The organism is Kriegella aquimaris (assembly GCF_900103215.1).
GTDB classification, from domain to species: Bacteria; Bacteroidota; Bacteroidia; order Flavobacteriales; family Flavobacteriaceae; genus Kriegella; species Kriegella aquimaris.
On the sequence record NZ_FNGV01000001.1, the window covers coordinates 1218412 to 1244864 of the forward strand.

22 protein-coding genes are annotated in these 26453 nt (G+C 38.6%); 12 read left to right on the plus strand and 10 right to left on the minus strand.

Annotated features, from left to right (window positions below):
- Positions 1 to 224 precede the first annotated feature (224 nt).
- Positions 225 to 3599, plus strand: a complete 3375-nt coding sequence (locus BLS33_RS05095) for a tetratricopeptide repeat protein (protein ID WP_089886060.1) — start codon at positions 225 to 227, stop codon at positions 3597 to 3599.
- 4 nt (positions 3600 to 3603) lie between these two features.
- Here BLS33_RS05095 and BLS33_RS05100 read toward each other — a convergent pair whose 3' ends face one another.
- The 5 genes from BLS33_RS05100 to BLS33_RS05120 form a co-directional block, all read right to left on the minus strand.
- The gene (locus BLS33_RS05100; protein WP_089886062.1) at positions 3604 to 7032 is read right to left on the minus strand and encodes a 2-oxoacid:acceptor oxidoreductase family protein; all 3429 of its coding nucleotides are present in this window, start codon (positions 7030 to 7032) and stop codon (positions 3604 to 3606) included.
- A gap of 83 nt (positions 7033 to 7115) precedes the next feature.
- On the minus strand, positions 7116 to 7667 hold the full coding sequence (locus tag BLS33_RS05105; RefSeq protein ID WP_089886064.1) for an OsmC family protein: 552 nt from the start codon (positions 7665 to 7667) through the stop codon (positions 7116 to 7118).
- A 176-nt stretch (positions 7668 to 7843) separates the two neighbouring features.
- Positions 7844 to 9694 (minus strand): sigma 54-interacting transcriptional regulator, encoded by a 1851-nt coding sequence (locus tag BLS33_RS05110; RefSeq protein ID WP_089886067.1) that lies wholly within the window; start codon positions 9692 to 9694, stop codon positions 7844 to 7846.
- Between the two features lie 46 nt (positions 9695 to 9740).
- On the minus strand, positions 9741 to 10190 hold the full coding sequence (locus BLS33_RS05115; protein ID WP_089886069.1) for a ferritin-like domain-containing protein: 450 nt from the start codon (positions 10188 to 10190) through the stop codon (positions 9741 to 9743).
- Between the two features lie 253 nt (positions 10191 to 10443).
- On the minus strand, positions 10444 to 10965 hold the full coding sequence (locus BLS33_RS05120; RefSeq protein WP_089886071.1) for a DUF421 domain-containing protein: 522 nt from the start codon (positions 10963 to 10965) through the stop codon (positions 10444 to 10446).
- Between the two features lie 726 nt (positions 10966 to 11691).
- On the opposite strand from BLS33_RS05120, the gene BLS33_RS05125 reads away from it, so the two are divergent.
- A complete protein-coding gene (locus BLS33_RS05125) occupies positions 11692 to 11844 on the plus strand; it encodes a YqaE/Pmp3 family membrane protein (RefSeq protein ID WP_089886073.1) in 153 nt (50 codons plus the stop codon).
- 210 nt (positions 11845 to 12054) lie between these two features.
- Here BLS33_RS05125 and BLS33_RS05130 read toward each other — a convergent pair whose 3' ends face one another.
- Together BLS33_RS05130 and hpf are read right to left on the minus strand one after the other, a co-directional pair.
- Positions 12055 to 12486, minus strand: coding sequence for a BLUF domain-containing protein (locus BLS33_RS05130; RefSeq protein WP_089886075.1), 432 nt, complete (start codon positions 12484 to 12486; stop codon positions 12055 to 12057).
- A 177-nt stretch (positions 12487 to 12663) separates the two neighbouring features.
- A complete protein-coding gene (gene hpf, locus BLS33_RS05135) occupies positions 12664 to 12966 on the minus strand; it encodes a ribosome hibernation-promoting factor, HPF/YfiA family (protein WP_089886077.1) in 303 nt (100 codons plus the stop codon).
- A 323-nt stretch (positions 12967 to 13289) separates the two neighbouring features.
- Between hpf and BLS33_RS05140 the strand changes: the two genes are divergently transcribed.
- The 3 genes from BLS33_RS05140 to BLS33_RS05150 all read left to right on the plus strand — a co-directional run bounded on the left by BLS33_RS05140 (position 13290) and on the right by BLS33_RS05150 (position 15779).
- Complete coding sequence (locus tag BLS33_RS05140; protein ID WP_089886079.1) at positions 13290 to 14570, plus strand: HipA domain-containing protein; 1281 nt, start codon at positions 13290 to 13292, stop codon at positions 14568 to 14570.
- Positions 14571 to 14772: 202 nt separating this feature from the next.
- On the plus strand, positions 14773 to 15300 hold the full coding sequence (locus BLS33_RS05145; RefSeq protein WP_089886080.1) for a pyridoxamine 5'-phosphate oxidase family protein: 528 nt from the start codon (positions 14773 to 14775) through the stop codon (positions 15298 to 15300).
- Between the two features lie 44 nt (positions 15301 to 15344).
- A complete protein-coding gene (locus tag BLS33_RS05150; RefSeq protein ID WP_089886082.1) occupies positions 15345 to 15779 on the plus strand; it encodes a response regulator in 435 nt (144 codons plus the stop codon).
- Between the two features lie 28 nt (positions 15780 to 15807).
- Here the strand turns inward: BLS33_RS05150 and BLS33_RS05155 are convergent, their stop codons facing one another.
- A complete protein-coding gene (locus tag BLS33_RS05155) occupies positions 15808 to 16536 on the minus strand; it encodes a phosphatase PAP2 family protein (protein ID WP_089886084.1) in 729 nt (242 codons plus the stop codon).
- 393 nt (positions 16537 to 16929) lie between these two features.
- Here BLS33_RS05155 and BLS33_RS05160 point away from each other — a divergent pair, with 393 nt between their 5' ends.
- From BLS33_RS05160 to BLS33_RS05170, 3 genes are all read left to right on the plus strand, one after another.
- A complete protein-coding gene (locus BLS33_RS05160) occupies positions 16930 to 17388 on the plus strand; it encodes a response regulator (RefSeq protein ID WP_089886086.1) in 459 nt (152 codons plus the stop codon).
- Positions 17379 to 19898 (plus strand): PAS domain-containing sensor histidine kinase, encoded by a 2520-nt coding sequence (locus tag BLS33_RS05165; protein WP_089886089.1) that lies wholly within the window; start codon positions 17379 to 17381, stop codon positions 19896 to 19898. The genes BLS33_RS05160 and BLS33_RS05165 overlap by 10 nt, the downstream gene beginning before the upstream one ends.
- Before the next feature lie 131 nt (positions 19899 to 20029).
- Complete coding sequence (locus BLS33_RS05170; RefSeq protein WP_089886091.1) at positions 20030 to 20482, plus strand: response regulator; 453 nt, start codon at positions 20030 to 20032, stop codon at positions 20480 to 20482.
- 93 nt (positions 20483 to 20575) lie between these two features.
- Here the strand turns inward: BLS33_RS05170 and BLS33_RS05175 are convergent, their stop codons facing one another.
- Both BLS33_RS05175 and BLS33_RS05180 read right to left on the minus strand, forming a co-directional pair.
- Positions 20576 to 21025 carry a DUF6789 family protein gene (locus BLS33_RS05175; RefSeq protein ID WP_089886094.1) on the minus strand — a complete coding sequence of 150 codons (450 nt, stop codon included), beginning with the start codon at positions 21023 to 21025 and terminating at the stop codon, positions 20576 to 20578.
- 194 nt (positions 21026 to 21219) lie between these two features.
- Positions 21220 to 21591, minus strand: coding sequence for a hypothetical protein (locus BLS33_RS05180; protein WP_089886096.1), 372 nt, complete (start codon positions 21589 to 21591; stop codon positions 21220 to 21222).
- Positions 21592 to 22093: 502 nt separating this feature from the next.
- Here BLS33_RS05180 and BLS33_RS05185 point away from each other — a divergent pair.
- From BLS33_RS05185 to BLS33_RS05200, 4 genes are all read left to right on the plus strand, one after another.
- Positions 22094 to 23338 (plus strand): alpha/beta hydrolase family protein, encoded by a 1245-nt coding sequence (locus BLS33_RS05185; protein ID WP_089886098.1) that lies wholly within the window; start codon positions 22094 to 22096, stop codon positions 23336 to 23338.
- Positions 23339 to 23395: 57 nt separating this feature from the next.
- Positions 23396 to 25450 carry a hypothetical protein gene (locus BLS33_RS05190; RefSeq protein WP_089886100.1) on the plus strand — a complete coding sequence of 685 codons (2055 nt, stop codon included), beginning with the start codon at positions 23396 to 23398 and terminating at the stop codon, positions 25448 to 25450.
- A gap of 79 nt (positions 25451 to 25529) precedes the next feature.
- Positions 25530 to 25667, plus strand: a complete 138-nt coding sequence (locus BLS33_RS24795) for a hypothetical protein (RefSeq protein WP_176801331.1) — start codon at positions 25530 to 25532, stop codon at positions 25665 to 25667.
- A gap of 562 nt (positions 25668 to 26229) precedes the next feature.
- Positions 26230 to 26453: hypothetical protein (locus BLS33_RS05200; RefSeq protein ID WP_449405321.1), on the plus strand; the 224-nt coding region annotated here is incomplete at its 3' end.

The window sequence follows — 26453 nt, forward strand, 5'->3', positions numbered from 1 at the left end:
CTGCTAGAAGGTTACGGGTCCCCGTCTCGTCATCTTGCAAACCTAAAGATGCTCATTAGATACAAAAGCGAACAGAGGTAAACACGTAAAAAATTTCCATCGAAAACTCTAAAATAAGCCAAAGAATCAGGCTTAGCGCAACTTTGGAGAACCCTATTTTTTTGTAGTTTCATCGTTAAATATTAAATTTAATGTTATTAGCCGAGCTATAGCCACCAACCAAAATGAAAGGGTTTTTATTTATACTTGTTCTGGTTCTATACTTTTCTGCATTTGGTCAGACGAACAAAATCGATAGTCTTAAAATTATTTGGGAAGACGTCTCCATGACCGATTCATTGAGATTTGAAGCGGGGCTTGAAATTCTCAAGACACAATTCGGAAAAAACATGGATACGGCAAGAGCTACCGGATACCAACTACTTTTATTTGCTCAGAACAAAAAAAACGAAAAATGGAAGTCAACATCACATAGATATATCGGTAACAGTTACGCTGCCGAAGGTCGTTATAGAGAAGCACTGGACGAATTTGAAAATAGCCATAAAATAAATACTAGCCTTAATGACGAAAGGGCTTTGGCCACCACCTACAGCAACATAGGCACAATCTATTATGAATTAGGAAATTACACTCAAGCACTAGAAAATCTATTGGCAGGATTAAAATTATCAGAAAAGTTAGAGGATAAACCTGGTTTGGCCAGGGTTACGAATAACTTGGGTAATGTATATATCGATCAAAAAAATAATATTAAGGCTCTAGAGTATTATACCCGTAGCCTTCATATCAAGAAAGAATTAGACAATAAAAATTCGTTGCCCGCTGCCTATAATAATATTGGTCTGGTATACACTAATCTTAAAAATCATGATCTAGCCTTAAAAAATTTGCTAAAAAGTGCAGAAATAGCGGACCAAATCAAAGATAAAAAATCATTTAGTAGAGCATATAACAATATTGGTGAAGAATATAACCAGCAAGGGGAATACGAAAAAGCCTTAAAATACCTCAATGAAAGTATTCGAATCAAGGTTGAGATAGGAGATCAAGAAGGACTACCATCGGGATACATATTTAGAGCCAAGACCTATTTGCATCAAAAAAAATATCGATTGGCGATTAGAGATGCTGAAAAAGCGCTTGAACTATCCAAGAAAACAGGAGCCTTAACGATTCAAAAAGAAGCCTACGAAGTCTTAAGCAGGTCTTGGGAAGAATTAAAAAATATTCAGAAATCGTTGGCGTTTTATAAGCTTGCCGTTGTCGCCAAAGACTCATTGATAGATCAAGAAAAAATACAAGAAATTACCCGGCAAGAAATGGAGTATCAATTTGAGAAACAGCAGCTTGCAGATAGTATTCTATTTCACCAACAAAAGGCCAAGCAAGAACTGGCGTTTGAAAAAAATTTAAGTAAACAACGTACTACGCTTTATTTTATCATTTTTGGAATATTGGGGTTGTTTGTGGGTGTCTGGTTCTACTGGAACACGAAGCAAAAAAATAAAAAACTAGCTCATGAGCGTACTATTATTTCAAGATTGAAACAAGTAGACACCCTAAAAGATCAGTTCTTGGCAAATACCTCCCACGAACTTCGGACTCCCCTTAACGGTATCATCGGGCTTTCAGAATCGCTAAAAGACGGGGCAGCAGGAAAATTAACACCTAAGGCCATTGAAAATCTTGACATGATTGCGAATAGCGGTAAACGCCTTTCCCATTTGGTCAATGACATTCTCGATTTTTCTAAACTAAAGAATAGCGATCTAGAATTGGACCTTAAACCTGTAGATGTTCATGCCGTCACTGATATTGTTTTGAAACTGTCTCGACCATTAATACAAGACAAGAATTTGAAGCTGATAAACGCTATTCCGAAGAACATTCCTCTGGCCGAGGCTGATGAAAACAGGCTACAACAGATTCTGCACAATCTCATCGGAAATGCAATTAAGTTTACTAAAAAGGGACAAGTTGAAATCAACGCCATTGAAAAAGATGATCAACTTTCAATTTCTATATCAGACACCGGAATTGGCATTCCCGAAGAAAAATTTGAATCTATTTTTGAATCTTTTGAGCAGATTGATGGCGCTACTGCCCGAGAATATGGGGGAACAGGATTGGGACTTTCGGTGTCAAAACAACTGGTACAACTGCATGGAGGCACTATTGAGGTACAATCTGAAGTGGGTAAGGGATCCACTTTTAATTTTACGCTTCCCCTCAGTAATAAAAAACGGGAAGATTTCTCCGCACAAAGTAAACCATCCTTAGAAAATATATCACAAGTCCAGCTTGATATAGAAGAACAGTACAATGAAAAAACTACAAAGCAAACTGTATCTCAAGTGGGCAAAATACTTATTGTTGATGACGAACATATAAATAGAAGAGTTCTTGAAAATCATTTGTCCGTAGCCGGTTACGCAATTTCAGAAGCAAAAAATGGACAAGAGGCATTGGAACTTTTAGACAATGGAGCTGCATTTGATTTAATTCTTTTAGATGTCATGATGCCTGGTTTATCAGGTTATGAGGTGTGTGAAAAAATTAGGGAAAATCACATGGCCAGTGAACTTCCCATCGTGTTATTGACCGCCAAAAATAGGGTAAGCGATTTGGTTGCCGGATTTACCGTTGGTGCCAACGATTACTTGACCAAACCTTTTTCGAAAAATGAGTTGTTAAGTAGAATAAAGATGCATTTGAACCTTAATGGCATCCATAAAGCTACAAGTAAATTCGTTCCGACCCAATTTATAAAGTCTATAGGAAGGGAAACTATTACAGATATAGTTTTAGGTGATCATGTTGAAAAAGAAGTTACGGTACTTTTCAGCGATATAAGAGGCTACACCCACTTAGCCGAGAGCATGACACCGAAACAAACCTTTAAATTCGTCAACTCATTTGTTGGTAAAATGGGACCATTGATTCAAAATAATAGAGGTTTCGTCAATCAATATTTAGGCGACGCGATCATGGCACTTTTTCCGAATAAAGCGGAGCATGCCCTAAAAGCGGCAATTGAAATGCAAAAAGCAGTTCAAGGTTATAATAGCCACAGAATTTCTGAAGGAAACGAGCCAATATCCATTGGTATCGGTCTTCACACAGGGCCTTTGGTGATGGGTATCATTGGCGATAGTAATAGAAATGACCCCGCGATAATTTCTGATACAGTAAATACCGCTTCTAGAATGGAAGGTGTGACCAAACATTTTGGCGCAAAAATCATCATTAGTGAAGATAGCCTAAGTACCGTGTCGAACAAGAAATCTTTTCGATTACGCTATTTGGGGAAAGTACAGGTAAAAGGAAGGCATAAAGTAATCGGTATTTATGAATGTTTTGATGCCGATGAAATAAAATCAGTTGAACTCAAAACAAAAACACTAAAAGATTTTAAAAAAGGATTGGATTTCTTCTTTGCTAAAGAATTCCCGAGAGCTTCTGCAGCCTTCGACAAGGTGTTAAGTAAGAACCCCAACGATTCAGTAGCCAAATATTTTGTGACAAAATCTGCGGAATATACCATTTCAGGAACGCCAAAAGACTTAGAATTCGTGAATACCATGCACGAAAAATGAACCTTCAGACAAGAATGTTTGCCGGTAATGTCATCGCCAAATATTTCTGATATCGCTTGTTTACTTGTTTTTGCAGTTGGTTTATTTCGTCAAAATGTTGCGTTTCGGTCTTAAAGACTTTCTCAAAACGTCTTTCCAATTGTAAATATTCTTCGATTGCAATTGTAGGTTCAGGGCAATCTAGTTGTAACGTATTTTCTCCATTATTTGTTCTTCTTGGGTCGTTTCGGTACAACAACCACTGCCCGGAGGCCACCGCAGCTTTATGATACTGTTTCGGTTGCTTCATATCAATGCCATGGGCAGGACTATGACAATAGGCAATAATAAGGGATGGACCGTCATAACTTTCTGCCTCCAAAAAGGTTTTTAAGGTTTGTTCTTGATCTGCGCCCATAGCGACCGCAGCAACGTACACATCATCGTAACACATGGCCAGTAGACCTAAATCTTTCTTTTGGCTTTGCTTTCCTTTTGCTGCAAATTTTGCAATTGCCCCCAAAGGAGTTGCTTTCGACATTTGAGCTCCGGTATTGGAATATACTTCATTGTCCAAAACCAAGATATTGACATTTTTTCCTGAAGCCAGAACGTGGTCCAATCCCCCATATCCAATATCGTAGGCCCAACCATCGCCTCCAACAATCCATACGCTCCGCTTCACCAAACTGTCAGCGACCATAATTAATCTTTGCGCATCAGGCGAAGCGATGGTGGCTAGGTGGACCTTTAATCTTTCTATTCTTTTTTGTTGTTCGGTAATTTGTGGTTCTGTTTGCTGCTCCGCATTCATTATTTCATAAACCAAATCAGGATCAATCTGATCATCCAGCTTTTTAATAAGGCCTTTCGCCTGTTGCTCCTGTTGGTCAAGTGACAATCGAAACCCCAAACCAAACTCGGCATTATCCTCAAAAAGGGAATTTGCCCAAGCTGGTCCCCTACCCTGTTTATTTCTAGACCACGGCGTCGTTGGTAGAGCACCCCCGAAAATCGAACTGGCTCCCGTTGCATTTGCCACTAGCATTCTATCACCGAATAGTTGAGACATCAATTTTAGATAGGGAGCTTCGCCACAACCATCAACACCAACTGAATATTTAAACAAAGGCTCTTGCAATTGTTGCTGACTAACTTTGGCAACATCAATTTTAGATCTATCCATTTCAGGAATAGTTTCAAAATAATCCCAGTTATTTTTTTCAATTTGCCACTGTGATGCCGCATCGACCATTTTCAAAGCCTTTACCGAACATGCATCGATACAGATGTTACAACTTTTACATTGATTAGGGTTTATTTGAAGGGTATAGTTCAACAAATCGATTTCCCATTCTGGCTCTATAGCTTTCGTTGCTTTTAGATTTGAAGGTACCTTGCTCAAATAAGAATCGTCATAAACCTTGATACGAATGGCTCCTTGCGGACAAGCCATGCTACAAGCACCACATTGTGTACAGGCATCTAAATCCCATTTGGGTAAAGTGTCTGCTGTTCTATCCCTGTTGAATTTTGAGGTGTCGGTTGCATAGGTACCATCGACGGGGAATGCACTTACAGGAAGCTCATTGCCCTTTCCAGCTAGCAATTTTCCTAAAAACGAATTGGTAAAATCATCATCAGATTTGCTACCGTTTGAAATATTACTTTCGAAAATTTCTACTTTGAAAATAGATTCCTTGAGAAAATCAAGGGTTTCATCAACACTAAAATCTTTGTTTAAAGCTAAGAAACAGCTTTGCAAACCATTGACCATAACCTCTTCCACTACATAGTTCATCGAAATGGAATTCAAGTTTACGGTATAAAGGAAAATCTTATTACTATAAATCCGCTGTTGAACCTTGGTCGAAAGGGATTGTCGAAAATCATTGTTATTCAATGTTGTATGAACTAATAGCGTTCCGTTAGGTTTGATACGGTCCAGTACATTGTCCCTTTCAAGAAATTCTACGGAATCACAACCAATAAAATCTGCATTTTCAATCAAATAAGGTGCTTTTATGGGATGTGAACTTATTCTCAGATTGGAAATACTTCTGGAACCCGATTTTTTATAATCGATTTCCGTATAACCTTGCACGTATTGGTCTCCTACACCCAGAAGATGTAAAGCGTTTTGAAAACTTGAAACAGAACTTTTGGATTTGGTTTCGTAAAAAAGGACCTGATAATTCTGATTTTGAATGTGAAGATCATCCGAATAGGATAAGCTGAGATTGGTGATATCATCGGTAATCCCTATTGAAAAATTATTCTTGGGATGCTCCTGTTCGAGGTTCTCGATGATGGCCTTGACCATATTTGGAGTAAATTCCTTTGAAGAAAGCCCATAGCGGCCACCAACGATTTTTGGAAATGTAGCGTAGGTATCCCTTACCGACATTAGCGATTGTACGATATCAAGATATAAAGGTTCGCCAGTAGCCCCAGGCTCTTTTGTTCTGTCTAGAACAGCAATCGCTTTGCAAGATTGTGGCAATATTTTTAAAAGATGATCTGTACTAAAGGGTCTAAACAATCGTACTTTAATGAGTCCGATCTTTGCTCCTTCATAATTTAAATGCTGAATAGTTTCTTCAATGGTTTCGGTACTTGATGCCATTGATATGATTACTTGCTCCGCTTCGGGATGGCCCACATAATCAAAAAGCCGGTATTGTCTTCCGGTTAAGTCGGCAAACTTATCCATCTGTTGCTGTACAATATAAGGACAAGCGTTGTAATAGAAATTAACGGCTTCCCGACTTTGAAAAAAAACATCGGCCCCTTGTGCCGTCCCTCGTATTACCGGGCTATTCGGATTCAAAGCCCTATTGCGATGGGCTTGAATTACACGGGTGTTCATCATAGAATTAATCACATAATCGGAAACCACTTCAATTTTAGATGTTTCATGTGATGTTCTGAATCCATCGAAAAAATGAACAAAGGGAATTCTAGATTCTAAAGAAGCTGCTTGAGAAATCAAAGCGAAATCCATTGCCTCTTGTACTGATGCCGCCCCTAAAAAGGCATAGCCCGTATTTCTGACCGCCATAATATCGCTATGGTCTCCGAAAATCGATAGGGCATGTGTTGCGACAGATCTTGTGGCCACATGAATGACGTTGGGAGTCAATTCACCAGCTATTTTGTACATATTGGGCATCATCAATAAAAGCCCCTGGGAGGCTGTAAACGTCGTTGCCAATGAACCCGTTTGTAAAGCACCATGTAGAGCTCCGGCAACACCGGCCTCGCTCTGCATTTCAAAAACCGTTGGCACGCCACCATAAATATTTTGTTTTTGTTCTGTACTCCAGTCCGCCACTAGTTCAGACATTTCCGAAGATGGTGTAATAGGATATATGGCGCAGAATTCGTTGGTTTTATAGGCTATCTGAGCTGTTGCCCTATTGGCATTTGTGACGATGAATTTTTTGGTATCCATGTTGTGTTGATGAGAAAGTACTTGAATGAAAAAAATAAAAGACCGCCCCGATTCAATTTTGAAGGAGCGGCCTTTTATTGGTACTACTTTACAATTTCAATTGAAACTGGTGTAGGATTGGTAATCATATCGAATACCGGAGAGAATTTCGCCAAATTCTCCAATTGCTCGACAGAAGCATCGGATTTCACTTTGATTCTTACTTTAATACCGTCGAAACCTTTTCGTACCTCGGCATCCAATCCAAGAAAACCGTGCAAGTCAACTCCGCCTTTTAAAGAAGATTCGGCACCTTCTATTTCGATTCCGTTGGCCGCGGCATGATAGACCATAGCCCCTGTTAGGCAAGAGCCTAAAGCGTGAAGTACAACCTCTGGTGGCGTAGCGGCTTGATCCTTTCCTAACAAAACGTTAGGATGGTCACACTCCATTGTGAAAATTTCCTGTCGAGAAGTGTCCTCGGCTCCAACTCCATAAAAGCTCTTGATACTTGAAACACAATGTCCCCCTTCGATCCAGTTGTTTTTTGATCTGAATTCGAATTTTGCCAATTCAGGATTTTCTTGAACTGCTCCAATAGTTTCTACTAATTGGTCTACGTTTACTCCGTTTTTAATGTTTGCTGTTGTAATCATTTTTAATAAGATTTAAATTATTAGCATTATTGCTGCTAGGTTTAATGCATTTGCCGTGCCAAAACAGTTAAACATCTGATTAACAATTACTTACAAGGCTTAGTGTGTAATAGAAAACTAACGATATTCCGTTAATTAACGGAATATCGTTAGTTTTTTTACGAGATTTCGTAAAATCAGATGGAACGCACTATATCAAGTGCTTTCATTTTTGAGGTAAGCGTGGTAGGTCGTAGTTTCAATAAAGCTGCGGCTCCATTTTTTCCCGATATTTTCCAATGGGTCTTTTTTAAAGCGCGAAGAATATTTTCTTTTTCCAATTTAGTCAACTGGTCTGAAGTCAAGATATTTTCTGAAGTGCTTCGCGCATTCAATGGAATATTCTCTGTTGAAGAGGGTATAATGGCCTGCCAATCAATATTTCCATTTTGTGACACAATTATCGCACGTTCCACCAAATTTTGAAGTTCTCGCACATTACCCGGCCAATGATAGGACAATAGGAGGTTCTTGTCCGATTCCGACAGCTCAACTACGGTCTTGTTGAGTTTGGCAGCAAATTGTTGAATCATTTCTTGTGCGATAAGGCAGACATCTGTTCCCCTGTCCCTTAAAGCCGGTATCTCAATCGGAAATACGTTTAGGCGATAGTATAGATCCTCACGAAACTTTCCTTTCCCTGCATAATCCAAAAGATCTCTGTGGGTAGCCGCAATGATTCTAACATCAACCTTTATAGTTTCAGAACTGCCTACGGGGTCAAACTCTCCTTCTTGAATTACCCGAAGTAATTTAGGCTGTAAATCCAAAGGAAGTTCGGCAATCTCATCTAAAAAGATCGTGCCCTTTTCAGCCAAAAGAAAACGTCCTTTCCTACTAGCCGTTGCTCCGGTAAAGGCACCTTTCTCATGTCCGAAGAGTTCACTTTCTATTAAATTGGTCGGAATCGCACCACAATTAATCCGTATCAAAGGTTTATCATTTCTTGGACTTGCCTGATGAATGGCCCTGGCTACGAGTTCTTTTCCCGTTCCCGTTTCACCATTGATTAAAACGGTAGCGTCGGTATGGGCCACCTGTTCAATAAGATTTAGCACATTGATCATGCCTTCATCTTCTGCCAAAATCCCGTAATTACGGGTAAGTTCTTTAATTTCTTCTTGTAGGTATCGGGTTTGATTGGTTAAAAAATTTATCTGATCTTCGGCTAGCAAACGTGCTTCAATATCTCTGAGAATGAGCGTATAGAAGGTTTCTTGGTCACTTCCGTACTTACTTATGGTTCCCTCGTTAAGGGTTTCCTTTTCATTACTGCCAATTACCTTGACACTATTGGGCAAGAACTTATTGAGTGTATTTGAATGATCGTTCAAACTCGATTTTACCAACGACTCGATTAAAGCGGCACTTACTTCATCAAAGAAAAATAAAACATTGCGTTGTATCACATCATCGTTTTCCAATAATCTATTTGCGGATGGATTCGTCAAAATAATTCTATACTTTGAATCAAACATAATAATGGCATCCATCGCACCATTGATAAGACCGCTCATTTTGGCATTCGCCAACTCGATTTGTTTTTTTGAAGCTGCCAAACTTCTTTGAATGTCATCAACCTCTCGGTGACGTTTGATCAGAACTGATAGAATGCCTTTCGCAAAAGCATTATCATTGGACATCAAATCGATAAAATGTGGGCGTTCAATTTTTAAGACCGAAGTTTCTTCTTCTGCTGTTACCGACGCGGATCTTGGCTGATTATCGATTAAGGCATATTCACCAAAACATTCCCCTTTGCCCAAAAACCCATAAACATGCCGATGTTCATGAATTTTCACTCTTCCCTCAAGAATTATGTACATGGCGTTACCTGCCTCATCCTTTTCGAAGATGGAATCTCCTTTATAAAATGTTTCCGCATTTAAATCCTGGCAAAGATGCCTAAGGGATGCATCGGATACTTCCGAAAAAAAAGAAACCTGAGAAAGAAATTTCGTGATTCGTTGGTGTTCGGTTTTGCCCATTGGTCGACTATGATTGCTTCCGATCCAATAAATATAATAATTTGAATCATATCAAATCTTCCAGTGTCTTAATCTTTTGTAAATCCTGATAAATCCAGTCCCTCTGATTTCTTATTGCCGTGGCGGCTTCTAAAGGTAAGTGTGTATCGGCCAGCACTTCATTGTACTCCTGTATAGCTGCTTTATCACCCCTTATAGCCTCTTCCAACATAGATTCATCATTATCATCAGAAAAGAAGGCTTTCACATCCATCCAGACCCTATGCATGGATCCGGCAGCACTTCCTTCTACACCTTCCCTACTCTTCAGAGCCGGTGCTGCAGCTTTTAATTCAATTAAAAAGTTACTACGCTCGATAGCCTTTTTTCGAAAATAGTTTTGCAGGTTTATGCCTTGTGCATGTTCAGCTGCTTTTTCGTACCCTTTAATTGCATCTTCATTTTTTTGAATGATATCATTCAATCTATCTTCAATTTCTTTAATATCGTTGTTCATTTTCTTAAGATTTTATCGGTAACAAATTGCCTACCGTTTAGCATCAATTTAAAGATACCACTGTAGTTTTACCTAGGTTGATCCAAAAAGTAGTTTTATGAACTGCAAACATCAACCCTCCATTCGTCTTGTAACATAAACACCCCACAAGTCTGTTTCAAAGTTTATGATGTATGCGCTGTGATTGCCGTATCATGACAATGTGGATAAGATATGCTCCTTTTTAAAGGTAAAATAAAATGAGCGTCAGCCTTTAATTTCGGGCCACATCTTCCATAAGGAAATCCTCAACAGGTCGATTATGGGATTTATGTAGAACGGAAATGTCTCCAGTAGTTTCAAAGACTACCGCTTTTACTTCAGAGAGTTCCGTTATGTTTGCCTCCCTTAATTTTGCTCTCAAATCAGATTCCGCCACCCTTCCCTTTCGTAAATTGTCTTCCAATATAATTGGGCCATCCATAAGTAATAGTGGCTTATTATCCATAACCTTTTTTACCGCATCATTACGTCGTATGAATGCGGCACCCAACTGAAGTAAATAGACTACTACAACCCCTATAATGCCATCCCATAGACTGACCGTTTTAGACAGTATCGTTGTCGCGATTATAGAACCTATGGCTACGGTCATGGCAAAATCAAAACTTGACATTTTTGAAAAACTTCGTTTTCCACAAATACGAGTCATTAAAATAACAGATATGTATATGCCCAAGGCCGAAATGCAGATCGCACCCAAAGCTTCCCAAGAAAATTTAAACCATTCTTCCATTTGTAACAGTGTTATTTATTAAAGTGATTCTGCGGTTTTAGAAATTAATCAATAATCGTTAGCTGTTTTAGGCAATCTTTAATTTGCTGTAAAGCTAGCCAAGCCCAATCATTTGTAATGCCTTCTAGGTGTGAACACAAACATAGTCCATCTGTACAAAGTAGTTTGCTCTAATAAAATCTGTCATTGATGCTATCGATTTCACTTCTTTGATATGCGCACGTAAGGTAAGTCCAATATTTTCTGAGTATTCTAAATTTCAAATATTCCATTTAGTTCAAAAACCTAATTCGAAAATTGCTATAATGCTGCAAGAAATCAAAGATTGAATTTTCAAAATCAACTTATATATAAAATCGGAAGGGAACAGACCTGTATTACTGTTTATTTTGTCATAGCATGGAAAGGAGCTTCAATTTGCACGCTATTCTCTTGGGATGAATGCACCAAAGGTTTGCTTTAACAAAAGTTCGTAATGAAAGAGGTGACTAAGCGGATGGAGGAACTTTGCAATTATTTTGCCTCTGCTAACTATTCAGTAGATATATCAATCTGAAAATACTCGTCAAATTAAAAATGTAGCGGGAAACTCAAGAAGATAAGTATTTCGCCTTAAACGCGATTCCTAAAGGAAGGCAGTCGTTTAAAGTCCATTATAAATGGAATCGGGTTAAAAAAATCGGTCGAAAAACTACACTTTTGCTTCGAATCATAAAACATCATCAAATGTCGTTATTAACTATCATCCTCAATATTCTATTACCTCCGCTAGCAGTTTTTCTGAAACATGGCGTAGGCACCACATTATTGATCAGTATTCTGCTAACACTATTGGCTTGGTTACCCGGAGTCATCCATGCATTTATAGTAAACAAATAATTTTACGTAAATCTTCCAACTCAAAATTACAGATGCGTTCTATTACAATGCATTAAGACCTTTTACTCGGAAGAAAAAGATTTTTTGCTGGTTTTGTCACTTCAGTAATTTTAGGCCGCCAAACCTGAATTCCGGACTTTGGCGAAATCGATTTATTGTATAAGTCACAGTTATTCCATTAATTTTCAGTAGCGCTAAGCGCATAAAAGATTAATTAGGGGGTTGAGAGATAAGAAACTTTACTTTCTTCCAAAAAATACGCACGGTTACGCTCGTTGGCTCTGAAAAGTCGTAAAGTAATTTCATATTATTCCGAAATTGCAGCACTTCACTATGACTAGCTTCCTTATCATCCAGTGGGCAGAAAGCCATACCCCACCGCGGAAATGTGCGTTCCTCAATTGTATCCTCTGATATTAAGCGAATATTCTTGTGGCGGCTGTCTAGCCTAATACGAGCGAACAATTCTTGAACGCCTTCTTTCTCTCCTTCCAAGACCTGAATAAATTGTTGATTGTGGTATATCAAACAACCTGATATATCGTTTTCAGAATTAAATTTCGTAGCAGTCTGTAATATATTATGTATTTCCTCAGTGGGCAAACCTCTTAAAGCTCGTGATTCATAGGTCAGTGCGTGCATAGAAATTAGGTTAGTTTGCTTAAAAGTAGGCAAATAATGGGCAAAATTAAAATCCGATTTGCCCACGTCTTATATGATGCCTATTAAAAGTAAGCACAAATATTCATGACACTATTAAACAACGGTAACAAAGCTTTCAAACGATTTGGAAACAAAATTACAATTGAATTGAGTAATTCAATAATCTTTCATTTTCTCTTTGCGCTTTCGCAATTGCTTGTTTAATTCGCTAACGGATTCAGCTATCGATTTTGCAAAATCATCGTGACTGGCCTCGGCAAATAACCTTGGTCCGGGGAGACTCATGCGAATATTACAAATTTTTCCAGTTTCATCAGAGGTTGTATTCTCTTCTTTAAAGAAGACATCTGCTCGAATAATCATGTCAAATTTACTCTCTAAATTCTCTAGTTTCTCTTTAGCTAACTGTTCTAAACGGTCACTTTGAGCGACATCGTGGTATTCAAAAATGATTTGCATAATTTAATATTTTTCGATTTTACGAAGAGCCGGCGACTCTTGGCCTTTGGTGAAGTTAGGTTATTTTAGCTTGGGTGCTTGACCTAAAAAGTCAAAGTATTGATCGGAAAAATAAACATTAAAATTTGGTTGGTTAGAAATTGCCCACACTTGTAAGGAAATTTAATTCTTGAATATTTCAATCACAATGCGCAAATTCAATAAACTCATTGAGCTAACATTCTTCTCATTGCAGCAAACTTGCATCACAGAATTTGGTAATTTTTGCTTTAAGCCAGTATGATAAATAGGCAATAGTTAACTACAACTAAACCATATTACCAATGACACTTAAACGAATAATACTGCTAATCACAGCCCTTCTCTTGGCACTAACCGCTGTGATCTATATATCGGTCGCAGACAATAAAGAGACATTCGCCACTTGCGAGATTCTTGATTTAAAAGATGTAGGAAATATCGATTTTAGAAAATACGATTCTGTACTTGTAGCTGCAAATATGCTCTATACAGGTAACACGGTAAAAAAGATTGTGCAGGGAGAACAGTATCGAGAAGTTTGGTCAACGCCCATAAAGGTTCCCATTGCTTTCATTGACACGCTTAAAGGAGGCCTCAAGGTAGTAGAAGAAGGCGGTGGCCAACAAACACATTCCCTTGAAGTAAAAGCTGCCGAAGGAACCGTTTATAGTCTTAGAAGCGTAAGTAAAAATCCTGAACCCTTGATACCTGATTTTGTAAGGACACTTGGACTTGAAAATATAATTGTTGACGGCATATCTGCCCAACACCCTTATGCCGCACTAGTGGTTGCTGAACTGGCAGAGAATATAGGTGTTTTGAGTACAAAACCTCACCTGCTATTTCTACCCCGTCAACCCGATTTAGAAAAATACAATCAAAAATTCGGTAACCGCCTTTTTCTTTTGGAGTATGAGACCAAGGGCAAGGCAGATTGGACGGGTATCAGTGATGCAACGGAAATTGTTGACACCGAGAAATTGCAAGAACTAAAAGTTGAAAATCCTAAAAATTTAGCTATTGACGAGAAGCTACTGGTGAGAGCTCGCTTATTTGATATCTTAATAGGCGATTGGGATAGGCACGCCAAACAGTGGGGCTGGGTAATTCAAACAAAGGGTGATAGTTTGAAGGCCATTCCATTACCATGTGACCGCGACAATGCTTTTTTCAAAATTGAAGGAATCATCCCCACAATCATATCTAATAAGAACATACTTCCAGACCTTCAAAATTTCGAAAAAGATATTGATTATCTACCAGGTTTAATCATGGATTTCGATGTCTATTTCTTACATAAAACAGATAGAAAAGTTTTTCTGGAACAAGCGGAATATATTCAAAACACTTTAACAGATCAAGCTATTTCCGATGCATTTAAAATATGGCCCGAACAAATATTTCAATTAAACGGGGAAGAAATAATTGAAAAAATCAAAGAACGAAGAAGCAACCTCAAGGAATATGCTTCAGAATTCAAAGATTTGCTTGCTGAAAGAAAACCATTGACCGAGAAGTTGAAAGGCTCTAAGGATGTTGAGTTACCTGATGGTTTGCTCGGCTGTTTTGAATGTCTTCCGTAGGTTGTGTTCTGCATTTTCATCAGCATTGATTTTTCGGAAAATAAGATTAGTGGTTTCATGTTGCGTATGTACTTGAAAGAATTTGGCCAATGAAAGAGATGCAATGACCTACTGAAATTTTATTGAGTTAATATCCTGTGGAATCGGCGCAACTTATGGGAAAATTTTCAATTAATTTCATGGCATTATTTTAAATTAAATTATGAGCGAGAAACATTTATTCAGTAAAGAGGCAAAGAAAAAACTCAGGGAACTGGCAGAAGGTATTGATTTTACCATGATGGAAACGAATCTCGGTGCCAAACCGTCACACTTCGTTCCGATGAGTACCAAAGCGGTGGATGATGCGGGCTGTATTTGGTTTTTGAGCAACAAGAATAGCGAACACAATTCTCATCTGAATTCTGATAAAAACATTCAACTAGTTTATTCGAAACCTAGTGCTATGGAATTTATGACCGTTTACGGCACAGCTTTCATTACTACCGATAAAAAAGTTTTAAAGCGCTATTATGGAAAAATGGACGATACGTGGTTCGATGGAATCGATGACCCCAACCTCACGGCCATCAAGGTCATTCCTGAAGATATTCACTATTGGGACACAAAAAACGGCAAAATCGTAAGTCTTATAAAAATGGGAATAGGAGCTATCACTGGAAAGGAACAGGATTTAGGTGAAGAGGGAGATTTAAAAATTAACCGACCTGATTACCCCTTTAACCATTAAGATATAGTTCATAAATTGCATAAAATTCTTCAAACCAAATTACCATGAGCGCTATTAAAATTTATCTGGCCGATGATGATGGAGATGACCGGGAACTCTTTATCGAAGCCTTATCAGAAATACCATTAGAGACTACCGTCACCGAATTTGATAATGGCATTGATCTAATGGATGATCTATTTTCGAACAAGCCATTACCTGATGTGATATTTTTAGATTTGCGCATGCCCCTGATGGACGGATTCGAATGCTTAAGTGACATTCGTAGCTTTAATCAATTTTCCCAAGTCAAGGTGAACGTTTATTCCTCTTCATACCATGAACGCGAAGTGAATCAACTAAAGGAAGATGGCGCCAATCGCTATCTACAGAAGCCTACCTCGTTCAATCAACTAAAAACCTTGCTTTATAAAAGTATTAGACACTTAGAAAAAGATGACAACCAAGGTTCGGCTGCGCAATTTGTAATCTTGACCTAAATGAATCCATCATACGACCAATAATGGATTAAATCTTGGGATCTCTTCTGAAAATCTCTACCAGATCAAATACAAGAATACAGAAAACAACCCAGATAAAACCTGCAATAAAACCTCCTGCAATATCTGATGGAAAGTGCACTCCGAGATAAATTCGACTTATTCCTATACTTAAAATTAGTAAAGCTAATACAAGAATTACTAAGAATTTCAAATACCTGTTCATCTTGAATTTACAAAATAAGAAGATTATAAACCCATAAAAAGCCATTGCACTCATCGCATGACCACTTGGATAACTTAGAGTCTCGACCGAAACCATATGTTCAATACCAGGTCTTGCCCTATCTATAAACCTTTTCAAAATCATATTGGAAACAGTGGCCAAAAACAAAACAAGTACAACCTGCGCGACATATTTCCAGTTTTTGAAAACTAAAGTGGAAATTATTGTAATAACACCCACTACAATGAGGTATCCATAAAAATCACCGACGTAGGTGACAAATAGAAAATATTGTGTCAAGATAGGCCTACGATAAGATATTACAAAATCTGTAATCTTTGTGTCGTAAATGGCCAAGGTTTCCGTTCTTAAAGTATCTGTCAGCTCTACAAAAAGGTTGATACCCCCAACAACAATAGTTAATGCAATCGCAACAGTAATAGCATAGGGAACGTATTGACTATATTTCGTTAATGTCAGAGCCAGAAATGCTCTTATTCTTTTTACCAATGCCTCAAGAAACTGCTTCATTGAAAGTTAATTTTAGGTATAATTTTTGAAACGGTTTTTACTAAATACCCCTGACCCATACACGTATTATGGCCAATGGCATTGGACTCATCCCCTATTTTTATGTTGTTGTTTTTGGACACGGTTAAAAAAGTTTCAATATATTCAATTCACAATGGTGCAGGGGGCTTAAATCAAAGAAAAATTGATTCGAAAAGAAAAAATACCTTAAAGATTTAATCAACTTTGACAGAAATAGATACTATCCAGCTTATTTTTTGAACTAAATATTTAATTTATTGAGTTCGAGTGTTATAATTAAAAAAATCATCTTGGCAGTTGAGAGGTAACTTATATTTTAACCTAAATTTAGTTGCATCGATTGAGTAATTAAATCATACATAAACCTACATCATGAGCAATAAACCATATTATATTTTCTTGATTGACGATGATGAAGATGATCGCGATTTGTTTAAAGATGCTTTAAGAGAAATATCAATTAAAACTGAAGTAGTATCTTTTAACAACGGTCTTGAGTTAATGGCGCAGCTCGAAGACGAAAATAATGGTCTCCCTCAAATAATTTTTCTTGATTTACATATGCCCATTATCGGAGGTGAGGATTGCTTAAAGAAAATTCGAAAAAATGCTCAATTTAATGGAATACCGGTTGTCATTTATTCGACCTATTATATCCAACAAATGGCAAATAGACTAATGGGTTTAGGCGCTAACCTATATATTCAAAAGCCCTCTTCCTTTTCGCTACTAAAATCGATTTTGGAAAGGTGTATTATTGCATTACTTGAAAATAAAGTTGCGCAAGAAGAGGATACTAATTTTGTACTAAAAGAAAACGAATGGGAGTAGATAATAAAAAAACTATCCCAAAGTTTCTGCAAGGCGGCGGCGAAATGGGCCAAATAATGCGGGATAAAGATTGGGAGTCACATGTTTTAGGTGATCCTGTAAACTGGCCACTTGCCCTAAAATTTGCAATCAGTACTATGCTGAATACCAAGTTTCCGAATTTCATTTTTTGGGGAGCGGATTTTCGCTGTTTTTATAACGATGCTTACCGCCCAAGTTTGGGGAAAGATGGTAAGCATCCTTCGATTTTAGGCGAAAAGGGAAAAGAAGCATGGTCTGAAATTTGGGATACGATACACCCACTCCTCCAACAGGTCTGGCAGACGGGCGAGGCAACTTGGAGCGAAAACCAGCTCATCCCTTTCTATCGCAACGGACAAATCGAAAACATTTACTGGACGTTCAGTTACAGCCCCCTAATCAGCGATGATGAAAGTATCGGAGGCGTTTTGACCACCTGCACCGAAACTACGGAAGCAGTACTCAATCTACAGAAATTGGAAGAAAGTGAGGATCTTTTAAAATTTGCCATTGACTCGGCCGAACTTGGCACTTGGGATTATAACCCGCAAACAAATGAATTTAGTGGCAATGAAAGACTTAAAAACTGGTTCGGCATCGCTAACGACGATAGTATAGAATTGCCTGCAGCCATGAATGTAATTCTTCCAAAAGACCGATCTCGGGTTGCTGATGCCATCAAAAAAGCTTTAGGTGGCTTCAACCAAGGTAAGTATGACATTACATATTCAATAAAGAATCAAAAAAACCATGAGGTGAAAATTGTACGGGCCCTTGGCAAGTCATGGTTTAATAAAAATGGAGAAGCTTACCGTTTTAATGGAACATTACATGACGTTACCGAACAGGAGAAATCTGCTGAAGAAATAAAGATTGCAAACCGGCGTATCAAAAACGAGAAAGATCGGTTTAAGAATATCATCCAAAACGCGCCTGCGGGTATCGCCATTTTTAAAGGGCCAGAATGTTTGGTAGAAATGGCGAACATCTCTCTCTTAGATATTCTCGATAAAACCTCAAGTGAATTAATTGGAAAAGCACTTTTTCAGGTATTACCCGAAATAGAGGTGGAAGCTAGTCCATTATTCGAAGAAGTACGACGCAAACGTAAATCAGTTCGAGGCACCGAATTTAAGTTGCCCATCAAAAGAAAAGGCAAAATGGAAATTGCCTATTTTGATTTTATCCTTCATCCTGTAAATGAAGAAAGTGATGACCATTTAGAAATCATGTTGGTGGCCAACGAAGTGACCGATTATGTCACTGCCAGAAATGTTCTGACAGAAAACGAATATCAATTTAAAAATCTGGTAATGCAATCGCCGATAGCAAAGGCAATCTTCAGAGGAACGGATTTAAAAATTGAAATGGCAAATAATCGAATGTTAAATCATTTTTGGGGAAAAACTTGGGATGACGTTATCGGCAAAAATCTTATTGACGTATTTCCTGAACTTAAAGACCAGCAGTACATCAGCGAGTTGAAAGAGGTTATACGAACCGGTCAAGCCATACGGAACCAAGAGTCTAAAGGCATGCATTTTAAAGATGGCAAAAAATTTGAGTTCTATATAGATTATGTGTACTTGCCCTTAAAAGAGATAGACGGATCCATTTCCGGTGTTATGATTACGGTTACCGACGTTACTGATCAGTTTTTAGCCAAAGAGAAGTTGGTCAACTTCTCCAAAGAACTTAAAGAGCAAGTCAAAGAACGTACCGCATTATTGAACCACGCCAATAAGAAATTGCAAAACTCCATTAAAAAACTGGAAAACGCCAATGACGAATTGGAGTCATTCGCATACGTTTCAAGTCATGACCTACAAGAACCATTACGAAAAATACAGATATACACTTCTCGGATTTTAGAACAGGAGCAAAAGAGCCTTACAGAGACAGGCAAAAAATATTTCGACAAAATTACGGTCTCGGCAAGCCGAATGCGTACGCTGATAGATGACCTTTTAGCTTTCTCACGAATGGAGGAAAGCAAAACAGAATTCAAGCCGACCAACCTCAATGAGGTTTTGAATGAGGTTATAGAAAATCTATCTATAAAAATCGAAAATACAGGGGCGAAAATTAGCAGTTCAAGCTTACCGACGGTCAAAGCCGTTCCTTTTCAAATGCACCAAGTTTTTAGTAATCTACTGGGCAATGCCCTGAAGTTTTCAAAAAAAAACAGAAAGCCCTTAATTGAAATCAGTTCGAAATCGGTTAATCGTAAAGAATTGATAAATTTAGGTTTGAACACAAGTAGAACCTATTGTAAAGTTACCGTCAAGGATAACGGAATCGGCTTTGCGAATGAAATGGGCGAACACATTTTCGAAGTATTTAAGCGTTTGCACGGTAAAAGTGAATATGAAGGCACTGGGATGGGACTGACAATAGTGAAGAAAATTATCGTAAATCATGATGGAGCGATTCAGGCTTCGGGAATGGAAGGGGAAGGTGCTACCTTTACTATATACCTTCCCATTTAACAAAGCTTAAAAATCTATTCTGTTCCTAAAGCGCAAGATTTTTCCGAGGTACTGATTTTTTTTTTTGCAATGCTTGATAGTCATATCAATTTTTGTACGTACTTTGAATAGCAACACAACACCGAGAATGAATGACCAAAAAGAGCAACCTTATTAGTAGAATTATTTTGGTCGATGACGACGAAGATGACAGAGATCTCTTCGCCGAGGCTTTTCAAAGCCTTAACTTAAAGAGTGACTTTGTTCAGTTCAAAAATGGGCAAGAATTGTTAGATTATATTAAGGAAATAGATCACTCGATTGCTACACTTGTTTTTCTAGATTTGAATATGCCTATAATTTCAGGAATGGAAGTTTTAAAACAACTTCGTAAGACCCTGAATATCAATGATGTTTTTATAACCATTTATTCTACTTCCTCTTCCCAGAAAGACGTGGAAAATGCCTATAACTTTGGAGCTAACGGTTATCTAAGAAAACCTTCAAACTTCCAGCATTTGTGTAAATTGATTTATAAGGCTATAGATACCGTAACCACTAACCGAGGAAATGAAGTGGCTAAAGAAGAATTTGTATTAAAATAAAATTAATTTAATCGTACCGTTTTGTCGCTCCTAATAAATTCGTCCTTTACCACCTAAAACTGAGTTGTAAAAATCTATTTCTTGCAGATAGAATCAAATAAATACTCCAAAAACTAGTGCAGCACTAGCTCCAAAGATGCAATGTGCCATCAGCAATTGTATTATAAACTCCTTTACATCGGTCTCGGGGGCATTGGCATGAAAAACAAAAAGTCCCAACCAACCAACAGCACCCACCACTCCAGCTATAAATCCCAGAATTCCACCAAGCCAAATAGTCATTGGCCAAGCAGAGAGTAAGAAAACGCAATACATCCAAATCGCGACGATGATTCCGATAACATAGTGTATAAACCAGCCCCAAACAGCATTTTCGTTGTTTACTTCTGGAAGACACTTTGTATTATCGATGAACTTATTGAGGAGCTGTGCTTCATTAAATTCACGATTTCGGATTTTGGAAACCACGTGACTGAATATGGTCATAACTGTAGTTGCTACGACGCCAGCAAGAAGAATGACATAAATTGCAGTTGTACCCATTAGTAATCCAGTGTAATTCCACTCACATATTTATTGAATCGAAACTAATTTACGATTTCGATCCCAATTCCAATCATGGCAAGCTTCTATTTTAAAAACCATCTTCCATCCTTTGTCTTCTAATCTCCCTTTACATTTGTTTTTTAGTTCAGTGATAAACATATCAAATTATAAGCCTAGGCTTATAAACTTTTTTACCCCAACTTAGTTGAGGGCCAATTCATAATTTCGTTCTGTATCTCTTTTGTGCTGCGTTGTTTTCTTTTTGCCAAGCGATCCATCAAAATATTAAAACTTCCTTTTTCATATTCCGTGTCTACGTCTTGCAAATCGGGATAGTTCGCCAGATATTCATCTCGTACTGCTAGCCATTGCTCTTCCAACTGCGGTTCATATTCGGTAGATTTCACGCCACCACTATCAACGGGATTCCCGAATTTGACATTGGGTTGTTTATGGGGTACCTTCTCTTGATAGTTTTGGTCCATACCTCGATTTTGCGGAACATCGTTTTCCAAGCCTCCGTGATTTCGTTTATTGTCTTTATGCTTGTTTTCAGTAATCATTTGACGCTGTTTTGATTAATAGAAGCAAGTTAGAAAACCCTGAACTTTCCAATAGCTCAAACGGAATTATAACTAACCTTAAAAATTTAGATAAATAATGAAGGCTCGGACGGGATTTATAAGGACGTCATTTTTTTATCGAAGTACCCCTAAGAGTAGTTCCATGTCTTTTTTTGAAAACCTATCGGTTGATTTCTGAATCTTGAAACATTTCCAACAAAATTATAGGGTTCTCAATACAGGTTGATTTTCTCTTGCAATTGGTGGATATAATTTCCAATTCCGTTTTTCAATAGACCAAATTTCCTTGCGATTTATTCCCAATTTTTCGATTTTGTCCTTATACATTTTAAAGCCTTCCTTTTTAGAAAGGCCACAAAACCGAATTAAATAATATGATGAACCCAACCTAAATAGCAAGATAAAACCAAACCATCACTTTCTTGGTTATATTAGGGGCAGCTATATGAATTTTATTGTAAAATACTATTTACCAATCACTATGATAATTGTTAAATCAATACTTGAGAGAACGTTTATAATGGCATTGGCACTATCGTTGACCGGCCTTATTATTTCTTGTCGGGACAGCAATAAGGTAGAGGTAACCCAAAATAATACCTTGATAGAAAAATCAAAAGTCGGGCAGACCTATCACCTCACAGAAGCAGAGGGCAAGAAATACCTTAACGAGATCAAGCAATCAATACGGACTCCGGAAGACTGGCGAACAAGGGCCAATGAAATTCGATCATTTATCTTAGAGGCTACGGATTTAGACCCGCTACCTGAAAAATGTCCACTTAATCCCATTTTTGGGGCTATAAGAAAATTTGATGGCTATCAGGTTCAAAATGTGGCATTTGAAAGCTTGCCGGGGGTTTATGTTACAGGTTCCTTATATAGCCCATTGATAACGACAGAAAAACCTGCCGGCATTCTGAGTCCACACGGCCATTGGCCTAAAAGGGAAGATTATGGTCGGTACAGACCGGATGTGCAAAACCGATGTGCATCGATGGCGCGTATGGGAGCGGTTGTTTTTTCCTATGACATGGTCGGTTATGGACAACTTGCAGAACTTGGCTGGGTTCACGAAAGTCCCCAAACCATGAAATTACAAATTTGGAATAGTATCAGATCGGTTGATTTTTTGATCAGCATGGGCGTTGACCCTAAAAGGATTGCCAGTACGGGCGCATCGGGCGGTGGCACCCAAACCTTTCATTTAGCTGCTGTAGACCCCCGTATTTCGGTTTCAGTTCCCGTAGTGATGGTTTCATACCGTCACTTTGGAGGGTGTGTCTGCGAACTTGGCATGGGCATACAGGAAGATGAAGGATTCAAATATAACAACGCGGAGATTGCTGCGTGCCTCGCTCCTAATCCGCTGTTATTGGTTTCAGTTGGCACAGATGCCACTGAATCTACTCCTGAGGTCGAATTTCCGTTCGAGCAGTATATCTATGGATTATCCGGTAAATCTGAAATGGTTGAAAACGCCCATTTTCCTAACGAGCAACATGGATACGAATCAAGTAAAAGAGCCGCTGTTTATCCCTTTCTGGCCAAACACCTTAATCTTGATCTTTCAATGGTCATGAATACCGATGGAACCGTGAACGAAGATGGGATCATCATTGAAGAAATTGAAGCCCTTTATCCTTTTGACCAACAACATCCATTACCAAAAGAAGGTATCAGGGCCAATAAAGATGTTGTGTGGGATTGGAAAAGCAACTTATAAATGAGATACAAAGAAGGAAAAACAATATAAAACATAGACCTTAAAACCAATTATGATATGAAAAATGTAATTCAATTGCTGCTGTTGATAGTTATTTTATCAGGGTGTCAACAACAGGATAGTTATGATAAGGTGCTTTTAACCGATGATTTTAGTTCCATTCGAAGAGGCCCATACTCCGTTGATGTTGGTGCACATACCGAATATCATTATTTACATGAAGCGGCACCACGGTCTCAATGGGCGGTCTCAACTTTTACCTGGGATTCTGATTTCAAACATGCTTGGCATGTTCGTCAAGAGGGCGATGACCGTCAAATGATACAGGTAATGACAAATGACAGAAAACAGCATACCCATCCGATGGTGGTTGCAGGTGATCATGATTGGGAAAATTATTCTGTCAGCATGCAATTCACACCGCAATCGAAAGAATTCCAATCCGGATTGGTATTTCGGTATCGCAATGACCGAAATTATTACTTCACCGGCGTAAAAGGTGATTCGTTAATACTAAAGATGGTCGACGATGCCAAGGGGTTCCATCAGCCGTATGAGGTGATATTGGGTTCTGCTTTTGTTGGATGGGACGAAGATGAATTGTTGACTTTGAAAGTAGAAGTCGAAGACAACAAGATATCATGCAGTATTAAGGAGGTAACTATTGATGCGGAGGATGATACCTATCCTAAGGGCAAAGTCGGTCTGTTGGCCGATGTACCGACAAAATTTCACCGAATAGAAGTCAAAACATCGAATGATGAATTGCAAAAGCTAAAAACTTCCAGGGATGCGTATACACTTGAATTGGAAAAAATCAGTGAATCCGTGCCTGAAATGAAAGTCTGGAAAAAAATCAACACCACAGGATTCGGTGTCGGTCGAAATCTGAGATTTGGAGATTTGAATAATGACGGAACACTTGATGTTTTGGTAGGTCAAGTAGTAAATCATGGCCCACAGGATAGAAATTCTGAATTGAGTTGCATGACCGCCATGACTTTCGACGGTGATATCCTTTGGCAAACCGGAACCCCGGACCCATGGAAGGTCAACCTGACAAGTGATGTTGCCTTTCAGATACATGATTTGGATAATGACGGAAAGTCGGAGGTAATATATACCATGAACAGGGAATTGATCGTAGCGGACGGGGCTACTGGAAAGATTAAATATAAGAAAACGACACCGATGGTTACCGATCAGGAAGTTATCAGCCCGGAGACGCACAATATGTTTGGAAACATCTTAGGTGATTGTCTTTATTTCTGTGATTTAAGGGGTAAGGGCTATGATAGTGATATTATTATTAAGGATAGATACGAGCGGGTTTGGGCCATGGATGATCAACTGAATATTCTTTGGTATAGCAAACTTAACACGGGACACTATCCATTTGCCTATGATGTAGATGAGGATGGAAAGGACGAGCTCCTCATCGGATACTCCCTACTGGATGATGATGGCAGCACCATGTGGACACTTGAAGATAAATTGGAAGACCATGCCGATGGCGTTGCGGTAGTAAAATATACAGAAGATGCAGATCCGATTGTCATGTGCGCAGCCAGCGATGAAGGCCTATTCTTTGCCGACCTTGATGGGAAGATTACAAAGCATCACTACATAGGGCATGGGCAGAACCCCGCGGTAGCCAATTTTAGGGATGACTTACCGGGACTGGAAACCATTTCCATGAATTTCTGGGGCAATCAAGGTATTATACATTTTTATGATGCGAGCGGGGATATTTATCACGATTTTGAACCCAATCAATATGGCAGTATGCTATTGCCAGTGAATTGGACGGGAAAATCCGAGGAATTCTTCATTGTGAACCCGAACGTTGATGAGGGGGGTGTATTCGATGGTTGGGGCCGGAAGGTCTTGGATTTTCCTGATGATGGCCATCCCGACATGTGCAATGCGGTGATGGACATTACAGGAGACGGTAGGGACGAGATTGTAGTATGGGATCCCAACGCTATTTGGGTTTATACCCAAGAGGATAATTCATCCCAAGATAAAGTATATAAGCCACTTCGAAATCCACTTTACAATTACTCAAACTATCAAACCACAATTTCATTGCCCAATTGGGAAGAGTTATAATAAACATGGAGAATTAAAATAGATTGAAGGTAAAGTTCAAGAAGGATAAGATGCTTGATCATTGGAAGAGTATGAATCTATGATAGGTACCGTAAAATCGGCAATGTCATCCGAGGCCAAAATTGTTAAAACTGGGGCTATTGGAGAAGCTGTGTTGGCGCTGATCGAAGTAGCCAAACTTAGTCCTTTAACTGAAATTGGGCATTTCTACTGGTAAAGCAAAATATTAAAAAGATAATTGGACGGAAGAGTATATTTCTTGGCAAACTAATTTTATAAGTCATATGCCCCATAACTTTTAAGAATTATATAGGACAAATATTGATTGATTTATAGTACTATTTGTATTTATGTTGTCAGTTCATATTTGGATGTGGTTTACCATAAATCTCTTCCAGCAATAGGGGATGGATTACTACGATTACCTGAACCTCGGCTTTCGTATTACAGCAGCGGCTGGTAGTGACATCCCCTGGGGATCTACGCTAGGCGAAGTTCGAACCTTTGTATTTACCGGTGATACGTTCTCGGCAGATTCCTGGTTCAAAGGACTGAAAAAGGGACATACCTTCGTATCCAACGGCCCGGCCCTGTTCCTCGAAGCGGACGGATCCCTTCCGGGAACAGAGATTACCCTTAGCAAGGGATCTGTAACCAATCTTCCTACCAGAAAAACCAGTTGAGTTTTTGAGCTAACGGTCGTACCTTTAGACTAGGCTCCTTGTCAAGGCCGGTTTTAGCAGTGGTGCCTAAAAAGCCCGAGCGCAATCAAGGTCCGGATGCAAAAAGTAGGGGATATAATTTCTTTACTTGGGTTAGAGTTGAATGGTGATGCCCTTGTGGCAATCCCGATTGGAATAATTTCAAAATATGTAGTTGCATCCCCTGGGGCTTTTTATCAACCACTAAAAGTTCTTATCATGGGCAAAAAGAAAATTTCATTGGAAGTGATCAATCCCAATGCCGCGGGGATCGACATCGGAAGCAAGAGCCATTGGGCAGC